General features: G+C 73.3%; 15 protein-coding genes. 7 read left to right on the top strand and 8 right to left on the bottom strand.

Translation table 11 applies throughout. From position 1 onward, the window contains the following. Positions 1–145: 145 nt before the first annotated feature. On the bottom strand, positions 146–919 hold the full coding sequence (locus AB0O91_RS19520; RefSeq protein ID WP_363434493.1) for an SDR family oxidoreductase: 774 nt from the start codon (positions 917–919) through the stop codon (positions 146–148). A gap of 154 nt (positions 920–1,073) precedes the next feature. On the opposite strand from AB0O91_RS19520, the gene AB0O91_RS19515 reads away from it, so the two are divergent. The 4 genes from AB0O91_RS19515 to AB0O91_RS19500 all read left to right on the top strand — a co-directional run bounded on the left by AB0O91_RS19515 (position 1,074) and on the right by AB0O91_RS19500 (position 4,312). Further along, entirely contained in the window at positions 1,074–1,277 is a 204-nt protein-coding gene (locus tag AB0O91_RS19515) for a hypothetical protein (protein WP_363434490.1), read from the top strand. Positions 1,278–1,479: 202 nt separating this feature from the next. Then, complete coding sequence (locus AB0O91_RS19510; RefSeq protein WP_363434487.1) at positions 1,480–2,298, top strand: hypothetical protein; 819 nt, start codon at positions 1,480–1,482, stop codon at positions 2,296–2,298. Further along, positions 2,295–3,227 carry a hypothetical protein gene (locus tag AB0O91_RS19505; protein WP_363434485.1) on the top strand — a complete coding sequence of 311 codons (933 nt, stop codon included), beginning with the start codon at positions 2,295–2,297 and terminating at the stop codon, positions 3,225–3,227. Before AB0O91_RS19510 ends, AB0O91_RS19505 begins: the two co-directional genes overlap by 4 nt. After that, complete coding sequence (locus AB0O91_RS19500) at positions 3,224–4,312, top strand: serine hydrolase domain-containing protein (protein ID WP_363434482.1); 1,089 nt, start codon at positions 3,224–3,226, stop codon at positions 4,310–4,312. The genes AB0O91_RS19505 and AB0O91_RS19500 overlap by 4 nt, the downstream gene beginning before the upstream one ends. Before the next feature lie 25 nt (positions 4,313–4,337). On the opposite strand, the gene AB0O91_RS19495 is transcribed toward AB0O91_RS19500, so the two are convergent. After that, entirely contained in the window at positions 4,338–4,982 is a 645-nt protein-coding gene (locus AB0O91_RS19495; protein ID WP_363434641.1) for a LysE family translocator, read from the bottom strand. 149 nt (positions 4,983–5,131) lie between these two features. Here AB0O91_RS19495 and AB0O91_RS19490 point away from each other — a divergent pair, with 149 nt between their 5' ends. After that, positions 5,132–6,475: a PLP-dependent aminotransferase family protein gene (locus AB0O91_RS19490; protein ID WP_363434479.1), complete on the top strand. Its 1,344-nt coding sequence runs from the start codon at positions 5,132–5,134 to the stop codon at positions 6,473–6,475. Between the two features lie 165 nt (positions 6,476–6,640). Here the strand turns inward: AB0O91_RS19490 and AB0O91_RS19485 are convergent, their stop codons facing one another. From AB0O91_RS19485 to AB0O91_RS19475, 3 genes are read right to left on the bottom strand one after another with little or no spacing between them, the layout of a single operon-like run. Then, on the bottom strand, positions 6,641–7,546 hold the full coding sequence (locus AB0O91_RS19485; RefSeq protein WP_363434476.1) for an SDR family oxidoreductase: 906 nt from the start codon (positions 7,544–7,546) through the stop codon (positions 6,641–6,643). Beyond that, positions 7,543–8,583: an alpha/beta hydrolase gene (locus AB0O91_RS19480; RefSeq protein ID WP_363434473.1), complete on the bottom strand. Its 1,041-nt coding sequence runs from the start codon at positions 8,581–8,583 to the stop codon at positions 7,543–7,545. Before AB0O91_RS19480 ends, AB0O91_RS19485 begins: the two co-directional genes overlap by 4 nt. Continuing rightward, positions 8,580–10,154 carry an NAD(P)/FAD-dependent oxidoreductase gene (locus AB0O91_RS19475; protein ID WP_363434470.1) on the bottom strand — a complete coding sequence of 525 codons (1,575 nt, stop codon included), beginning with the start codon at positions 10,152–10,154 and terminating at the stop codon, positions 8,580–8,582. The genes AB0O91_RS19480 and AB0O91_RS19475 overlap by 4 nt, the downstream gene beginning before the upstream one ends. Positions 10,155–10,430: 276 nt before the next feature. Here AB0O91_RS19475 and AB0O91_RS19470 point away from each other — a divergent pair, with 276 nt between their 5' ends. Continuing rightward, positions 10,431–11,207, top strand: coding sequence for a MerR family transcriptional regulator (locus tag AB0O91_RS19470; protein ID WP_363434467.1), 777 nt, complete (start codon positions 10,431–10,433; stop codon positions 11,205–11,207). A gap of 76 nt (positions 11,208–11,283) precedes the next feature. Beyond that, on the top strand, positions 11,284–12,273 hold the full coding sequence (locus tag AB0O91_RS19465) for an iron-siderophore ABC transporter substrate-binding protein (protein ID WP_363434464.1): 990 nt from the start codon (positions 11,284–11,286) through the stop codon (positions 12,271–12,273). A 323-nt stretch (positions 12,274–12,596) separates the two neighbouring features. On the opposite strand, the gene AB0O91_RS19460 is transcribed toward AB0O91_RS19465, so the two are convergent. The 3 genes from AB0O91_RS19460 to AB0O91_RS19450 all read right to left on the bottom strand — a co-directional run bounded on the left by AB0O91_RS19460 (position 12,597) and on the right by AB0O91_RS19450 (position 17,062). Next, complete coding sequence (locus AB0O91_RS19460; RefSeq protein WP_363434461.1) at positions 12,597–14,240, bottom strand: M4 family metallopeptidase; 1,644 nt, start codon at positions 14,238–14,240, stop codon at positions 12,597–12,599. Positions 14,241–14,801: 561 nt separating this feature from the next. Next, positions 14,802–15,098 (bottom strand): glutaredoxin domain-containing protein, encoded by a 297-nt coding sequence (locus AB0O91_RS19455; protein ID WP_363434458.1) that lies wholly within the window; start codon positions 15,096–15,098, stop codon positions 14,802–14,804. Further along, entirely contained in the window at positions 15,080–17,062 is a 1,983-nt protein-coding gene (locus tag AB0O91_RS19450) for a protein kinase (RefSeq protein WP_363434455.1), read from the bottom strand. Before AB0O91_RS19450 ends, AB0O91_RS19455 begins: the two co-directional genes overlap by 19 nt. Positions 17,063–17,136: the final 74 nt, after the last annotated feature.

Here is a 17,136-nt window from a genome sequence, read left to right as displayed (position 1 = left end):
GTTAGACAAACTAATAGTGAGCCTCCCTCTATTCCCGCTGCCGACGACGATCCGCCCGCCCGCGCGGCCGCCGGGGCGGCCTTACCGCAACCCGAGCACCCGGCCGCCCTTACTGCGACCCGAGCACCCGAGCACCCTGGCGGCCTCAGTCGGTCCGGTACGTCCGCGCCGCCTTGTTGGACAGGCCGCCGAGCTTGCCGGACGGCAGCACCCGGGCGACCGCCACCGCCAGCTTGTAGCGCTTGCCCGGCACGGACACCGACCGGCCGCGGGCGAGGTCGCGCATCGCCTCGTTCACCACCCGCTCCGCCGAGAGCCAGGACCAGGACGGGATGTTGCCGGTGCCCATGCCCGCCCGCTCGTGGAACTCGGTCCGGGTGAAGCCCGGGCAGAGCGCCATCATCCGCACGCCCGTCCCGCCCAGGTCCCGCAGCACGCCCTGGGTGAAGCTCACCACCCACGCCTTGCTCGCCCCGTACGTGCCGCGCGGCAGGAACGCCGCCACCGAGGCCACGTTCACGATCGCGCCCCGGCCGCGCTCGCGCATCCCCGGCAGGGCGGCCGTGGTCAGCCGCAGGATGGCCTCGATGTGCACCTTCAGCATGTCCAGCTCGTCCTGGAGCGGGACCGTCCCGAAGGCGCCCTTGTTGCCGAAGCCGGCGTTGTTGATCAGGAGGTCCACCGGACGCTCCGCGTCCGCGAGCCGCGCCTCGACGGCGGCGATGCCCTCCTCGGTGGCGAGGTCGGCGGTCAGCACCTCCGCCTCGACGCCGAACTTCGCGTGCAGGTCGGCGCTCGCGCGCTCCAGGCGCCCGGTGTCCCGGGCCACCAGCACGAGCTGGTAGCCGCTACGGGCGAGCCGGCGGGCGAACGCGGCTCCGATGCCGGCGGTCGCGCCGGTGATCAAGGCTGTGGTCATGCCCAGACCGTACCGACTCACCGCAGCCGCGCCCACACCCAGGGCAACGTCCCAGCTCAGCGGAGTGCGGATGCAGGTGGCCGACCCCACTCGTACTCTCGAACGGGGGCACCGCCCGACCGGGCGGCGAACTCCAGACGAGGAGGCACATCTGATGCTTACTCAGTTCCGGATCGAAACCGCTTCGCCGTCACGCAGCGCGACGGCCGAGGCCGACGTACTCGCGAGCCTGATGGTGGAGGACGAGGCCGTCGTGTCCGACGCGCCCACGTACCTCCCGGAATGCATCGGAACCGGGGCCCTGCTGCTGGGGCTGGCGCTGTCGCCGAAGCCGCCGAAGGAGAAGCCGTCCCGGTAGGCAGCCGGCCGGCACGATCGCTGGGCCGGACCGCGGGGGCGGATCGGCCCAGCTCCTCATATCGGCCCAGCGCCTCATGAGGATCACGGGGCGGCGCAGGAGTTGCGGGGGCTCTCGGGGGGCGTGGGGGATCACCAGGGGTCGTGGTGGATCACCGAGGAACGTGGTGGACCCGCCGGGCCCGCGAGGAGGAGCGGAAGAGATGCCGTTCGCCGGGACGTCCCTGCGGGACGAGTACGCCGCCGCCGTCGAGCGGGTGGCCGGCCTGACCCTGGACGCCCTCCGGAACGGCGGCGGGCCGACGCCCCTGACCGACCCGGACACCGCCGTGCCGCGCCCGGTGCTGGCCGCGGTCCGGGTGGTCGGCACGGACCTGTTCGCCCCGCAGCTGCTCACCGGTCGCGAGCCCGACCCGGCCGCTGCGGCACTGCTGGCCCAGGCGCAGCGGAGCCTCCCGCCGCCCGCGCCCGCCTCCGCGGACGCCGCGCTGGTGATCGGATGGCAGAACTGGGCCGCCGGCCGGATCCTCGCCCGCACGCCGTACGGCACCGCCGCTCCGCAGCCCGCCCCGCCGCCCGGGCCGGAGGCCGTCGGCTGGCAGACCTGGTCGGTGCGCATGGCCCAGCTGTCCCGGCTCGCCCTGCCCGGCCTCGACGGGCCGGTGCACGACGCCGTCCGTTCGCACGTGCTCGCCCTCGCCCGCGGCACCGTCCGCTCCCTCCTGCGCAGCGACCTCGCCACCGCCGCCCACCTGGCCCGCTGGCTCGCCTGGGCCGCGGCTGCGGGACGGCCGCCGGGCCTGGAGGTCGAGCCCGTCCTGGACCGGATCCGGCTGGCCGGGGACGGCAGCGCCCGCACCGGACTGGAGCTGGCCATCGCCGCTCGACTGCTCCCCCCGTCCGGTCAATCATCCGGTCATTCGCCCGGCCACCCATCCGGCCACCCATCCGGCCACCCGTCCGGCCATCCGTCCGGCCATCCGTCCGGGCCGCCGGTCACCGACGGAGGCGGGGCAGCATGACCGACACCCACGTCCTCACCACCGCCCAGCGGCTCGGCTCCCAGGCGCTGGCGTGGTTGCACGCCGCCCACCGCGACGGCCTCGGGTGGCTCCAGGACAGCTCCCTGATCGACCTGAAGGACGCCGACAACGCCTACAAGCCGCTCTGCGAACTCGCGCTCGCCGCCTCCCTGGTCCTGCGCGACGGCGTCGCCGGCCCGGCCGAGGCCCGTGCCGCGCGCGAACTGCTGGACGAGGGCTGGGAGCAGTTGCACGAGGGCGACCTGCTGTACGAGCGGCAGCTGCGCCACTTCACCATGACCGACCCGCTGGAGACCTACGCCCACTTCGCCCGGGCCGGCTACCGCCACCCGGCGCTGGAGGAGATGTTCGACTCGCTCAGCCGCGTCCGGGCCGTGCACGCCGCCGAGATCCGATCCAACCGTCGCCTCGGCGTCGCCAACGCCCGGCGGGTCGTCGGGCTCGCCCACCGGCCGGACTGGGCGGCACTCGCCGCCGGCACCTGGCTCGGCGCCGGGCCCGAGCCGTGGGCCATCGACTGGCTGACCGGCTACGACGTCACCCACACCGTCTTCCACCTCACCGACTGGGGAGCCCGCCCGGAAGGCCTGCCCGGGCCGATGCACGACTACGTGCGGGACTGGCTGCCGGTCTGGCTGGACGTCTGGCTGGAGGTCGGGCAGTGGGACCTCGCCGGTGAACTCCTCGCGGTCGACGCCTGCCTCGGCGAACCCGCCACCGGGCGGCAGGGCTGGGACGCGCTGGCCGCCGTCCAGCACCCGGACGGACTGGTGCCGCGCGACACCGACCCGGTGGACGAGGACCGCGAGCGCGCCTTCCACGACCACCAGCACACCGCCGTCGTCACGGTGGTGGCCGGCGACGTCACCCTCGCCCGGGCGCTCGGGGCCGGGACGGTCGCCGCGTGAACACGGCGAGCGAGGCGGACGCGCCGAACGCGGCGGAAGCCCCGGAGGCGGCGCGAAGGCCGGCGGCACAGCAGGCGGTGCAGCAGGCGGTGCAGGAGGCGGTACGGGCGGCCGGGCCGTACGCCACCGCGGTCACCGTCGTGGTGGCGTCCGGGGGCCGGGAGGAGGTGCACTGCCGCGGCCGGCTCGGACGGGAGGGATCGGCCCCGTGCACACCGGACAGCGTCTTCGAACTCGGCTCCGTCAGCAAGACGTTCACCGCCCTGCTGCTCGCCGAGATGACCGCACGCGGTGAACTCGCCCTGGACGACCCGTTGGAGAGCCGCCTACCGGCTGACTGGCGCCCGCCCACGGTGCGTTCGGCCGAGCCGATCCGGCTGCTGCACCTGGCCACCCACACCTCGGGCCTGCCGCGCCTGCCCCCCGGACTGGTCGCGGGGGCCCTCCCGCAGCTGGGCGACAACCCGTACGCCGCCTTCGGGGAGGAGGAGTTGCGCACGGCGCTGGCCCGAACCACCGTACGGTGCCGCCCCGGCAGCCGGTACCGCTACTCCAACTACGGGGTCGGACTGCTCGGACGGGTGCTCGCCGAGACCGCCGGGGCCCCCTACGGGCAGCTCCTCGTCGAACGGATCTGCCGGCCGCTCGGGCTCGCGGCCACGACCTGCGCGCCGGACGCGCCCGGGCGCGCGGTCGGGTACCGACGCGGACGGGCGCTGCCGGTCTGGCACATCCCCGGGCTCCCGGGTGCGGGCGCGGTCCGCTCCAGCGGCGCCGACCTGCTGCACTACCTGCGCTGCCATCTCGACGGCGGGGCCGGCCAGTTGGGCGCAGCACTGCGCGAGGTCCAGCGGGTTCGGCTGCGGCTGCCGCACTCGACGGACCGGCTCGGGCTGGTCTGGCAGCACCGGCACTCGGGCGGCCGGGACCTCTACTTCCACTCCGGCGGCACCCGGGGGTTCACCTCCTTCGTGGGGTTCTCGCCGCAAGGCCCGTCCGCCGTCGCGGTGTTGGCCAACACCGGGCCCGCGCGGGACGGGCGGTTCGTGCAGGCGGGGTACGAGGTGCTGCGGGCGGCCGGATGACGCCCCGGCCTCGCGGGCCCGGCCGTCAGACCGCGACGGCCCTGGCCCGGTCGGCGGCGATGCGCAGGGCGAGGCCCGCGAGCACGGTGCCCATCGCGTAGCGCTGGATCCGCAGCCAGGCCGGGCGGCGTTCGAGGAAGCCCGCGATGCTGCCCGCGCTCACCGCGATCAGGCCGTTCACGCTGACCGCGACCACGATCTGGACCAGTCCCAGCACCAGGCTCTGCAGTCCGACGTGACCGCGCCCGGGCGCCACGAACTGGGGCAGCAGCGAGATGTACATGATGGCGATCTTGGGGTTGAGCAGGCAGGTCAGGAAGCCCATCGTGAACAGCCGGCGGGGCGGGTCCGGGGGCAGCTGCTGCGGGGCGAAGACCGCCGTGCCGCCGGGCCTGACCGCCTTCCAGGCCAGCCGGAGCAGGTAGCCGGCGCCGGCCAGCTTGATCACGGTGTAGAGCGCGGGGACCACGGCGAAGACCGCGGCCACCCCGGCCGTCACCGCGACCAGGTAGACCAGGAATCCGGTCGCCACGCCCAGCAGGGAGACCAGGCCGGCCCGGCGGCCCTGGGCGATCGAGCGCGAGACCAGGTAGATCATGTTCGGCCCCGGCGACAGCACCATGCCCAGCGCCACGGCGGCGACACCGAGCACGGCGTGGCCGTCCACCACGGACGCGGCGGAGGCCACCGAGGCCGCGGAGGTCGAGGCGAGCGAATCGTTCATGGGGCGAGGCTAGGGTCCGACGCGAGGTCGATGCAATGATGACTTTGCGCTCGGTGCAATCATGGGGTTGCCCGCCGACGAGGGGACGGCCCGGAATGGACGACTACCGGCTGATCGCGGACGGCATCGCCGCCGACATCGCCGACGGGCGGCTGCGGCCCGGCCAGCAGCTGCCCACCCAGCGCGCCTTCGCCCGCCGCCGGGGCATCGCCAACTCGACGGCGACCCGGGTCTACCGCGAACTGACCCGGCGCGGGCTGACCGTCGGGGAGGTCGGCCGGGGCACCTTCGTCCGGGCCGGGCGCGGCAGCAGGGACGGCGACGACGGGCTGGTCGCGCTCGCCGAACCGGCCGCCGCACCCGTCGACCTGGAACTCAACTACCCGGTCGCGCCCGGGCAGGCCGACCTGTTGGCCGGCGGACTGGCGCCACTGCTGCGGGCGGACGCGCTGGGCGAGGCGCTGCGGCCGGTCGGGGTGGCCGGGACGGGCGCGGCGCGGCGGGCCTTCGCCGGGCTGCTGTCGACGGATGCCTGGACCGTCGACCCGGAACACCTGCTGTGCGCGGGCAACGGGCGGCAGGCCATCGCCGGAACGCTCGCCGCGCTGGTGCCGCCGGGGCAACGGCTGGGTGTGGAGGCGCTGACCTATCCGGTGGTCAGGGCGGTGGCGGAGCGACTGGGCATCCGGCTGGTGCCGCTGGCGGTGGACGAGGACGGGCTGCTGCCCGGAGCCGTGACGGCGGCCCACCGGACGGCGCCGCTGCGCGCGGTGTACCTCCAGCCCCGGCTGCAGAACCCGACCGGCGCGAGTCTGCCGCACGAGCGGGCGGTCGCACTGGCCGAGGAGGTGCGGCGGCTGGACCTCCCGGTGGTGGAGGACGCGATCTGGTCGTTCCTGCGCCCCGGCACGGCGCCGCTCGCCGCGCTGGCGCCGGAGCGGACGGTGCTGGTGGACAGCCTGTCCAAGCGGCTCGCGCCCGGGCTGACCACGGGGTTCGCGGTCGTCCCGGACGGGCTGCGCGAGCGGGTCGCGGGCGCCTTGCGGGCGGGCGGCTGGGCTCCGGGCGGCTTCGCGCTGGAGGCGGCGGTGCGGTGGATCGGGGACGGTACGGTGGCGGCGGTCGAGGCGGCGAAGCGGTCGGACGCGGTGGCGCGCCAGGCCCTGGCGCGGGAGCTGCTGGCGGGGCAGCGGGTGCGGGCGGACCCGTGCTCGTACTACCTGTGGTGGGAGCTGCCGGGACCTTGGCGGGCGGAGACCTTCGTGGCGGCGGCGGCGCGGGCGGGGATCTCGGTGACACCGGCGGCGGCGTTCGCCGTCGACCCGCGGAGCACGCCGTCGGCGGTGCGGGTCGGACTGGCCTCGCCGCCGCTGCCGGTCCTGGAGCGGGCGCTGGGCGTGCTGGCGGGGATCGCCGCGGACGGGGATGCCCGCGGGTGACGGCGACGAGGCACGGCGACGAGGCACGGCGCGGAGCAGGCGACGGCGAGGCGCGGAGCAGGCGACCGCGAACTGCGAACAGCTGACAGAAGACAGATAACAGCCGACAGATAACAGATGATGAAATTTGTTATCTGTCGGCTGTCGTTTGTCAGCTGTCCGCGGTCACTCCCCCACCCCGGTCCGGCTCCCTCGCACCGCCGTGTCCGCGGCGCCGCCGGCCCCGACCGCGCGCAGGCGCGAGGCGGCCGTGGCCGCGAGCTGCGGGGCGAGCTTCGCGACGTCGCGGGAGCCGACCACCGCGATCAGGCTCGGCAGCAGCCAGCGCACCGGCTGCATCCCGCGCAGCCAGGCCTGGGCGTACACATGGGCGGACCGACGGGCGATGCCCGCCACGATCCGGTCCACCGCGGGCTCCAGCGGGTAGGTCTTGTTGGCCGGCCAGGGCAGCCGACCGCGCATCTGCTTCAGGACGGCGTCCTCGTCGGCACCGCGCACCATGTCCGTGTCGGTCCAACTCAGGTACCCCACACCGACCTTGACCCCCTGATAGGCGACCTCGGCGCGGATCGAGTGGGCGAAGGCCTCCACCCCGGACTTGCTCGCGCAGTACGCGCTCATCAGCGGCGCGGGCGTCAGCGCGGCGAGCGAGGCGATCTGCAACAGGTAGCCGCGGCTCTCGGTGAGCGCCGGCAGGAAGGCGCGCGCGGTGGCGACGCTGCCCAGCAGGTTGACCTCGATCACCCGGCTGAACGCCCGGTGGTCGCTGTCGGCCAGCGGACCGCCGATCGCGATGCCGGCGTTGGCGACCACGGTGTCGATCCGGCCGTAGTGCTCCTTGATCCGCTCCGCGGTGTCGGTGAGCGCCTCCAGGTCGGTGACGTCCACCTCCCAGGCGGTGGCGGCCGCGCCGCACTGCGCCGCGACCGCCTTCAGCTCCTCCGGCTCCAGCCCGAGCAGCGCGACCTTGGCCCCGCGTCGGGACAGCTTGCGGGCCAGCGAGGCACCGACCCCGCGGGCGGCCCCGGTGACCACCACGACCTGCGCGGACAGCGGCGGAATGGCGTTCATGCGACGGTGGTCCTCTCGACGGCGGCGGGAGCGGTGGCGGGAGCAGGGACAGGAGCAGGGACGGGAGCGGAAGCAGCAGCGGGAGCGGCCGCGTCGACGGCCGTCGGCCCACCGGCGGAGCGTCGCGGGGCCAGGTGGGCGGAGGCCATCCGGTGGATCTCCGCGGCCACCTCCTCCGGCCGTTCCAGCGGTGCCATGTGTCCGACCCCGGGAAGCAGCAACAGCCCCTGCGGGTCGGCGAGTTCGGCGACCATCCGGTGGGCGTGCACCGGCGGGGTGAGCCGGTCCGCGGTCCCCACCACCACGGCCGTGGGGGCCGTGATCCGGCCGAGCCCGGCGCGTACGTCCAGCCGCTCCAGCACTCCGGCCCAGTGGAAGCGCACGGCGGACGGGCAGGCGTGCACGATCCGGGCCGTCGCCTCGACCTGTCCGGCCGGCGAACTCGGCCCCATGGTGGCGTACTTGAGCGCTGCCCGGCTGACGTTCGACACCGGCCCGAGCGGCATCCGGGAGCGCAGCAGCTGCCGGTGCAGGAAGCGCCGCAGGCCCGGGGCGCGGACGCCGTCCGGCAGGACGGTGAGCTCCGCGACCAACTCGGCCGGGCCGGTGGAGATCAGGACGGTGGCGGCGGTCCGCTCGGCGACCTCGGGGCGGCCGCCGGCGGCCATGATGGTCATCCCGCCCATGCTGTGCCCGGCCAGGACGGCGCGCTCCCCCGCCGGGACGGTCCGCGCGAGCACCGCGGCCAGGTCCTCGGCCAGCGCCCGGGTGGAGTAGCGGACCCGGCTGGGCGGCACCTCGCTGTGCCCGTGCCCGCGCTGGTCGTAGGCCACCACCCGGTAGCGGTCGGCGAGTCGGCGGATCACCGGGGCCCAGAAGGCCGTCGAGCAGGTCCAGCCGTGGGAGAGCACGACGGTCAGCGCCCCGGGCTGACCGTGCACCTCGACGTGCAGTCGGATGCCGTCGGCCGAGCGGACGCTCAACTCCTCGACGGGCGTGGGCGGTACGTACTCGGCGGGCAATGCGACGGCGCTCATGCGCTGGCCTCCTGGACGGCGGTGCGGGCGGCGGTCGGGGCGGTGCGCATGATCAGCTCGTACTCGCCCAGGTCGACCTTGCGGGTGGCCCGGCGGAAGGAGGTCGTGGAGCCGGGCCAGAGCACGGTGTTCCGGCCGCTCGGGTCCAGGTACCAGCTGCGGCAGCCGCCGGTGGTCCAGACCGTCCGGTCCATCCGGTGCTGGAGCTCCAGGTTCCACTGCCGCTGGGCCCGCACGGTGGGCTGCATCGCGGTGGCCCCGACGGCGTCGAGCGTCGTCAACGCATCGATCATGTAGTTCAGTTGGGACTCGATCATGAGGATCATCGAGCTGTTGCCGAGGCCGGTGTTCGGGCCGATCACGAAGAAGAGGTTCGGGAAGCCGTGCACGGTGGAGCCGCGCAGCGCCTCCATGCCGCCCTTCCAGTGCTCGGCCAGGCTCGTCCCGTCCGCCCCGAACACCCGGGCGCCGATGGGCATGTCGGTGACGTGGAAGCCGGTGCCGAAGACGATGGCGTCCACCTCGTGCTCGCTGCCGTCGGCGGCCACCAGGGTGGAGCCGCGCAGCTCGCGCAGGCCGGAGGAGACGACCTCGGTGTTGGCGGCGGCGAGCGCCGGGTAGTAGGTGTTGCTGAGCAGGATACGCTTGCAGCCGATCCGGTAGTCCGGGGTCAGCCGGGCGCGCAGCGCCGGGTCGGCGACGCCCTGGGCGAGGTGGCGTTCGGCGAGTTGCTGGACCACGCGCAGCATTCCGGGGCGGCGCACGAAGGCGTCGACCTGGAGCTCGCGCAGGGCGAACAGGGTGCCCCGGCGGATCGCGGCGGTGACCGGCAGGCGGCCGTGCAGCCACTTCTCCAGCTGGCTGATCTCGCGGTCGCGGCGCGGCAGGACCCACGCGGGGGTGCGCTGGAAGACCGTCAGCTTGCCGACCTTCGGCTGGATCGACGGGATGATCTGGGCGGCGGAGGCACCGGTGCCGACCATCGCGACGCGCTTGCCGGTGAGGTCGAAGTCGTGGTCCCAGCGGGAGGAGTGGAACACCTTGCCGGGGAAGGTGCTCAGGCCGGGCAGGTCGGGGATCTGCGGGTCGGCGAGCGGTCCGGCGGCGGACACGACGGCGTCGGCGGTCCACTCGCCGGCCGCGGTGGTGATCCGCCAGCGGGTCTGCTCGCTCTCCCAACGGGCCTCCAGCACCTCGGCGTTGAAGCGCAGGTGCGGGCGGAGGCCGAAGACCGTGGCGACCTTCTCCAGGTAGGCGCGGATGTCCGGCTGACCGGAGAAGCTGCGCGGCCAGTCGGGGTTGGGTGCGAAGGAGAAGGAGTAGAGGTGCGAGGGGACGTCGCAGGCGCAGCCGGGGTAGCTGTTGTCGCGCCAGGTGCCGCCCACCGAGTCCGCGCGCTCCAGCACGACGAAGTCGGTGATCCCGGCGCGCCGCAGCCGGACGGCCGCGCCGAGGCCGCCGAAGCCGGAGCCGATCACCGCCACCCGCACGTGCGGTACGGGCTCCGCCGCAGCGCTGGGGTCGGTCGCACCGGCCGTGCCGGAGCGGGGGCGCTTGCTGCTGGATGCCATGCGGCTCCTCCTGAGGGTGGGGCGGTGGTCTTCACGCTCTTCCGAGGGGTCGTACCCCTCGGAGCCTCCGGGGTCGCCGGGAACCCCCGGAGCCTCCCGGGGCTTCCCGGGGCCGTCCCCGGAACCCTGCCAATCGCGCCAGTAATCACTGGCATGGTTGGCAGGGTAGTCCTTGCCGACACCGGATGGAAGAAGCGCGACAGACCGGATTCACCGGAAGTTCCCGGCGACTCCGGGAGGCTCCGTCCCCGACGTCCCGGACCTATGCTGATCGCCGTGGACAAGGTCAGAAGTGCGGCGGACGACAGAAAACGCGAGTACCGGGTGGAGGAACTGGCCGAGGCGGCCGGCATCACCACCCGCACCCTGCGCTTCTACCGCGAGCGCAAACTGCTCCCGCCGCCCCGCCGGGAGGGCCGGATCGCCTGGTACGGCGAGGAGCACCTGGCCCGGCTGCGGATGATCGCCGAACTGCTCGAGCGCGGCCACACCCTGGGCGGGATCGCCGAACTGATCGGCGCCGGCGAGAGCGGGCGGGACGTCGCCGAACTGATCGGGCTCGAAGCCGCCATCGTCGCGCCCTGGTCGGACGAGAGCCCGGTCCGCCTGGACTGGGAGGAACTGAAGACCGCCTTCGGGGACCAGCTCACCGAGGAGAACACCGCCGAGGCCATCGCCCAGGGCTACATCTCGATCGAGGACGACGGGATCACCCACATCAGCCGGCGCCTGATGGACGCCACCACCGAGCTGGTCGCCGAGGGCGTACCGCTCGCGGCCGTCCTGGACGCCAGCCGGCGCACCCGGGACTACGTCGACGCCATCGCCGAGATCTTCATCGGGGTGGTCACCGACCACCTGCTCAGCGCGCTCTCCGGCGAGACCCCGCTGGCACCCGGCGAGGCGGCCCGGCTCACCGAGCGCATCCTGCGGGTGCGACCGCTCGCCCGCACGGTCGCCGACGCGCAGTTCACCCTCGCGATGGACCGCCGGGTGCAGGCCGAGTACGCCGAACTGCTGCGCCAGCGACGGGAGTACGGGCCCGAGGCGTAGCGTGGCCGCCGGGCGGGAAGGGATTCCCGGTCCCCGTCCGCCGGTTGGGGTCGCCCGCTCGCCGGAGGAGCCGCCGATGTCCCGAATCCTCAGTCGCCGCACCGCACTCGGCCTCGCCGCCGGGCTCGCCCCGGGCCTGCTGCTCACCTCCTGCGGCTCCGACTCCGGCTCCTCCGGCGGGAGTTCACCCGGCGGCGGTGCGAGCGGTGGAGGTGCGAGCGGCGGCACCCGGACGGTCGAGCACGCCCGCGGCGAGAGCACGGTGCCGCAGCGCGCGAGCCGGGTGGTGGTGCTGGACACCGACGCACTGGACTCGGTGATCACCCTCGGCCTGAGCCCGGTCGGCGCCACCACCGTCGACGAGCGCGCGCCGTTCCCCGCCTACCTGCCCGCCGATCGGCTGTCCGGGACGAAGGCGGTCGGCGCGATCGGCCAGCCCGACCTGGAGGCGATAGCCGCGCTGCGGCCGGACCTCATCCTGAGCAACCAGGTCCGCGACGACAAGCGCTACGAGCAACTGTCCAAGATCGCACCGACGGTGCTCTCCAAGACCACCGGACCGACCTGGAAGGAGAACGTCCGGCTGCACGCCGAGGCGTTGGGCCGCCAGAGCGAGGCCGAGGCCGCGGACTCGGCGTACCGCACCAAGTTGCGGGACGTGGTCACCGCACTGGGCGGGCCGGCCAAGGCGGCGGCCACCCGGGTCGAGATGGCCCGCTTCCTGGCGGGCGCGCCCACCCGGCTCTACCTGGACGACACCTTCGTGGGCTCGCTGTTCAAGGACCTCGGACTCGGCCGCCCGGCCAACCAGGACAAGCCCGGGTTCTCGCTGGAGATCAGCCCCGAGCAGGTGGACCAGGCGGCGGCCGACGTCATCTTCTACTCGGTGTACGGGGATCCGGCGAAGTCCGACCGGGGCCGGATCACCGACGGCCCGCTGTGGAAGAACCTGGACGCGGTCCGCAACGGCAAGGTGTTCCAGGTGGACGACAACCTGTGGATGCTCGGCATCGGCTACACCGGCGCCGGGCTGATCCTGGACCAGATCCACCAGGACCTGGGGTGACCGGGCCGGGACGGGAGGACGGCCTGCGGAGATCCAGGGGAGACGACGAACAGCTGACAGATTTCATCATCTGTCAGCTGAACTCTGTCGTCTGACATCTGTCCGTTGAAATCTGTCGTCCGACATCTGTCGGCTGACAGCCGACAGCCACCAGCCGCCCGCCGCCCGCCGCACACGCGACGGCGGGGGCGACGGTGGTCCGCACACCGTCGCCCCCGCCGTCAGGCCCGACCGTTCGGCACCCACAGTTCGGCCGGGCCCTGCTCGGACGTGCCCCGGGACGGACCTGCCCAACTCAGTCCCGGCCCCGGTTCACGCCCGAGTCAGTTGACGTTGACCGCGGTCCAGGTGGCCGCGACCGCGTTGTACTCGGCGCTGTTCGCGCCGTACAGGTCCGTCGCCGCGCTGAGGGTGGCCGCACGGGCGCCCGCATAGTCGGTCGTCGAGGTGAAGTACGTGGTCAGCGCGCGGTACCAGATCTGCGCGGCCTTGTCGCGACCGATGCCGGCGAGCGAGGAGCCGTCCGAGGTCGGGCTGTTGTAGTTGAACCCGTTGATGGTCTTCGCGCCGCTGCCCTCGGACAGCAGGTAGAAGAAGTGGTTCGCCACACCGGACGAGTAGTGCACGTCCAGGTTCCCGACGTTGGCGTCCCAGTAGTCGGCGGAGGAGCCGTCCTTGCTGGGCTGGTCCATGTAGCGCAGCGGGCTGCCGTCACCGCGGAGGTTGATCAGCTCGCCGATCCAGTAGTTCGGCGGGTTGGAGGGCAGGTTGGCGTACCACTCCACCATGGTGCCCATGATGTCGGAGGTGGCCTCGTTGAGGCCGCCGGACTCACCCGCGTAGTTCAGGTTGGCGGTCGCGGCGGTGACGCCGTGGGTCATCTCGTGGCCCGCCACGTCGATCTCGGTGAGCGGCGCGCTGTTGTTGGCACCGTCGCCGTACGACATGCAGAAGCAGTCGTCGCTCCAGAACGCGTTGACGTAGTTGGAGCCGTAGTGCACCCGGCTGAGGGCGCCGACGCCGTCGTTGCGGATGCCGTTGCGGTTGAAGGTGTTCTTGTAGAAGTCCCAGGTGGTGGCGGCGCCGAACTGGGCGTCCACGGCGGCGGATTCGCGGTTGTTGTTGGTGCCGTCACCGAAGCTGTTGCTGGTGTTGGCGAACAGGGACCCGTTGCCCGACTCGCTGTTGTTGAGGTCCGTGGTGGACTGGCCGCCGCGGCTGGTGTCCTTGAGCTCGTACTGCGAGCCGTTCTGGTTGGTGTTGAGCGAGACCTGCCCGACGAAGATGCCGGTGCCGGTGCCGGCCGCGGTCTCGATCTTCTCGTGGGTGGAGAGGACCTTGCCGTCGGCCGCGTCGGTCACCAGGATCTGGGCGCTCGGGGTGCCGTCGGCACGCACGCCCTCGACGGTGGTCCGGTAGGCGAGCCGCGGGGTGCCGTCGGTGGCCCACACGACCAGCTGGGCCTTGCCGACCTGGTGGACGTCGGCCATCGGGGACTCGTCGGCGTCGATGGTCTGCCCGATGGTGGCCTTGACCGTGCCGGAGGCCTGGTCCGCGGCCTTGTCGGCGGGGATCTTCGGCGTCAGGCTCGGCAGCGCGATCTTGGCGGCGACCGCCTTGTCGACCGACTTCACGGCGCCGTCGGCCTTCTGGTGGACGACCAGGTCGCCGCCGATCACCGGGAGGCCGGCGTAGGTGCGCTCGAAGCGCAGGTGACGGGTGCCGTCCTTGTCGACGACCGCGTCCTTGGCGATCAGCTTCTCCTGACCGCCGAGGCCGAGGGCCTTGGCGAGCGGCGCGGACTGGCCGTTGGCCACCGCGAGCACGGCCTCGTGCTGCTGGGCGGCCTGCGCCTGCAGCGAGGGGGCCGCGGGGGCGGCCTGGGCGGCGGTGGTCGACACCTGGATGACACCGGTCAACATGGCCGTGGCCGAGAGTACGGCGACAGCGGCGAGCTTTCGCTTCACGTACGAGTCCTTCCGGGAAACCGCGTGTGGGCGCGGTCGCACCGCGTCCCGGGGGCCGGGTCGGCACCTGTGGGGCGGAACGGGCGCTGACGTGCTGGAACCCCGTGCGGGTCGAGCGGCTCGCCACCGAGGGGTGGGGGTGGGGGGCTACCGCTGGGGGTGACCAGAAGCATGACAATCCAGCAGGTGAAATGACAGGTCTGCCTCAGGAATTGGCCAGGTCCCGCCAGAAGGTAAAGGAATTCAAATGGCGGTCAAAACGGGGCAATCCAACGCGCCTTGCAGCGGGTCCCGATTCGAACCACGGCCGACCGCCTGGGCCGACGGGCAGTCGGTCACCAACAACCCAACCGAGTGTCAAGAGCGATCGTCGGGCGATCGACTTTTACATCCTTGTAGAACTTTCCATACACACCCTTGACACGCCGATGGCGAGGTCCCGCCACCGGGTGCCCTTGTCCGCCGCACGGGGGTCTGCTAACGGACCCGCCCCGGAACGGGCGGCCGATCAACGGCAACCGGCCCGGACCAGAACGGTCCGGGCCGGCGCGGAGACGATCCTCAGATGTCGGTGGAGGCGTCCGACTCCCTTACTGCACGCAGCAGTTGACGCAAGGACGGGTTCACGGTCGGGCGGCCGGCCACGGTGACGGTCGGCACCGTCTCGTTCCCGTCCGCGACCGAGCGGACGAAGGCGGCCGCGTCCGGGTCCTTCCAGATGTTGACCCGGGTGAAGCGGCGGCTGTACCGCAACCGGGTGAAGAGCAGGCCGAAGCGCAGCTTCATGCAGTACGCGCACAGCGGGCGCCAGTAGAGCACGACTCCGTCGCGCCGGCCGGTCACTGCTGGAACCGCCATTCCTGCGTCGCGAGGTTGGGAGTACAGGTCTGCATGGTGACGTTCCGCCCTCCGCCGTTGGCCGTCAGGCAGCTCTGCCCGGCGGCCAGCGTGTAGCTGCCCGAACTGGTCTTCTGCACCGTCCAGTTGTACAGGAACGACATGCCGGGACTGAGCGTCACCGCATCGCTCTGGAAGGTCTGGACCAGCTGGGGACCGTTGAGGTTGCAGGCGTTGAACTGGTACCAGTTGCCCGGCGTGACGACCCAACCGTACTGCGAGGCCCCACCCAGGACGATCGGGGTGGAAGGCGCCAGACTGTCGTCGGCCAACCCGATCGGCTGGCCGTACTGGACACTGACGATGCGGGTCCAGCCGTCGCCGCCGCAGGACGCGGGCCGGGCGACGGACGGCGGCGCGGGCGGCTTGTCACCGGACGAGGACCCGCCCGAACCACCGCTCTGTGAGGTCGAGTTGCCCGGCTTCGCGGGCGGCTGGGCGGCCGTGCCGGCTCCGCTCGCGGGCTGATCGGCCTGGCCACCCGAGGAGCCACCGGGTGCCGCGCCACCGCCGCCCCCACTCGCCCCGCCGTTGCCCCGCCCCTGCCCGCTGCCGTTCCCGCCCTGGGCGGGAACGGGCTGCTGTCCACCGGGCGGCTGCTGCCCGCCGGCCGGCTGCTGGGCGGCGGCCGGCGCCGTCGTCGGCGGGTCGGTCGGCTGCGGGGTGGCGGTCGCGGAACCGGAGGCCGGGGCGGTGGTCGCCGTGCCGGTGACACCGGCCGCCGCCGGAACGGTCACCACGACGGTCGGTTGGGCGCTGGGCGACCCGGCCGCCGCGGAGCTGCCGGGGCCGCGGTCGATCAGCAGCGCGGTGGCCGTGCCCATCGAGATGACGATCGGGATGACGACGGGTATCAGCAGGGTCCGGCGCGAACGGCGCTTCCCCGGCTCGGTGTCGGCCTGCGGATCCACCTTCACCAGCGGCTCCGGCCCGGCCGGAACGGCCGGCGCACCCGCGCCCGGCTCCGCCCGCAGGTCGATCGTCCCGGTGTCCACCGCTCTCCGGGCCGTACCCGGCAGGCCGATCGCCACCCGGGCCGCCGCCGCCATCCCGGCCGCGCTCTCGAAGCGGTCCTCGGGCCGCTTCGCCAACGCGGTGGTGACCAGCGCCCGGACCGCCGCCGGGAGGGTCTCCGGCAGCTCCGGCACCGGCTGGTTGACGTGCTTGAGCGCGACCTGCAACGGCCCCTCGCCCAGGTACGGCACCTGCCCGACCAGCAGTTCGTAGCAGACCACGCCGATCGAGTAGAGGTCGGAGGCCGGGCCGGTGGCCTCCCCGGAGGCCTGCTCGGGGGACATGTAGGCGGCCGTACCGATGATCGCGTAGGGCGCGGTGAGCTTGGTGCTGGCGACGGCGCGCGCGATGCCGAAGTCGGTGACGACCACCCCGCCGTCCTCGCGCACCATCAGGTTGGAGGGCTTGAGGTCACGGTGCACGATGCCCCGCCGGTGGGCGGCGTGCAAGGCGTCCAGGGTGTCCGCGACGAGGCTCAGGGCGCGCTCGGCGCTCATCGGGCCGTCCTCCTTGAGCACCTGGTTGAGCGGACGGCCCTCGATCAGGTCCATCACGATGTACGCGCAGTGCGGGACGGCGCCGGAGGCGTCCCTGCCATCGGAGCCGCCCGGCTTCCCGGAGCCGTCCGGATGCTCGGAGCCGTCCGGATGCTCGGAGCCGTCCGGGCCGCTCTCCCCGTAGTCGTGGACGCCCACGATGCCCGGGTGGTCGATCGCGGCGACCAACTGGGCCTCGCGACGGAAGCGCTGGACGGCGGTCCCGTCCTCGAACAGGTCCGCCCGGAGGATCTTGACGGCAACCGGCCGCGCCAGCACCCGGTCGTCCGCGCGCCAGACCGCGCCCATCCCCCCGCCGCCGATCTTCTCGACCAGCGTGTACCGCCCGCCGAGCACGGTTCCCGTGCTGCTCATCTCCCCTGCCCCCAGGTGTCATGACCCTCCCCGCCGGGTCGTCGGCACACAGTGTGCCAGAGCGTGCGGCGGGC

The sequence above is a fragment of the Kitasatospora sp. NPDC089797 genome, assembly GCF_040684795.1.
Taxonomy (GTDB): domain Bacteria; phylum Actinomycetota; class Actinomycetes; order Streptomycetales; family Streptomycetaceae; genus Kitasatospora.
This window is presented reverse-complemented; position numbering and strand designations above follow the sequence as displayed.

Bases quoted from the DNA above. Each gene is read 5' to 3' on its own strand.
- AB0O91_RS19520 (WP_363434493.1), bottom strand. From the start codon at position 919: ATGACCACAGCCTTGATCACCGGCGCGACCGCCGGCATCGGAGCCGCG.
- AB0O91_RS19515 (WP_363434490.1), top strand. From the start codon at position 1,074: ATGCTTACTCAGTTCCGGATCGAAACCGCTTCGCCGTCACGCAGCGCG.
- AB0O91_RS19510 (WP_363434487.1), top strand. From the start codon at position 1,480: ATGCCGTTCGCCGGGACGTCCCTGCGGGACGAGTACGCCGCCGCCGTC.
- AB0O91_RS19505 (WP_363434485.1), top strand. From the start codon at position 2,295: ATGACCGACACCCACGTCCTCACCACCGCCCAGCGGCTCGGCTCCCAG.
- AB0O91_RS19490 (WP_363434479.1), top strand. From the start codon at position 5,132: ATGGACGACTACCGGCTGATCGCGGACGGCATCGCCGCCGACATCGCC.
- AB0O91_RS19485 (WP_363434476.1), bottom strand. From the start codon at position 7,546: ATGAACGCCATTCCGCCGCTGTCCGCGCAGGTCGTGGTGGTCACCGGG.
- AB0O91_RS19480 (WP_363434473.1), bottom strand. From the start codon at position 8,583: ATGAGCGCCGTCGCATTGCCCGCCGAGTACGTACCGCCCACGCCCGTC.
- AB0O91_RS19475 (WP_363434470.1), bottom strand. From the start codon at position 10,154: ATGGCATCCAGCAGCAAGCGCCCCCGCTCCGGCACGGCCGGTGCGACC.
- AB0O91_RS19465 (WP_363434464.1), top strand. From the start codon at position 11,284: ATGTCCCGAATCCTCAGTCGCCGCACCGCACTCGGCCTCGCCGCCGGG.
- AB0O91_RS19455 (WP_363434458.1), bottom strand. From the start codon at position 15,098: ATGGCGGTTCCAGCAGTGACCGGCCGGCGCGACGGAGTCGTGCTCTAC.
- AB0O91_RS19450 (WP_363434455.1), bottom strand. From the start codon at position 17,062: ATGAGCAGCACGGGAACCGTGCTCGGCGGGCGGTACACGCTGGTCGAG.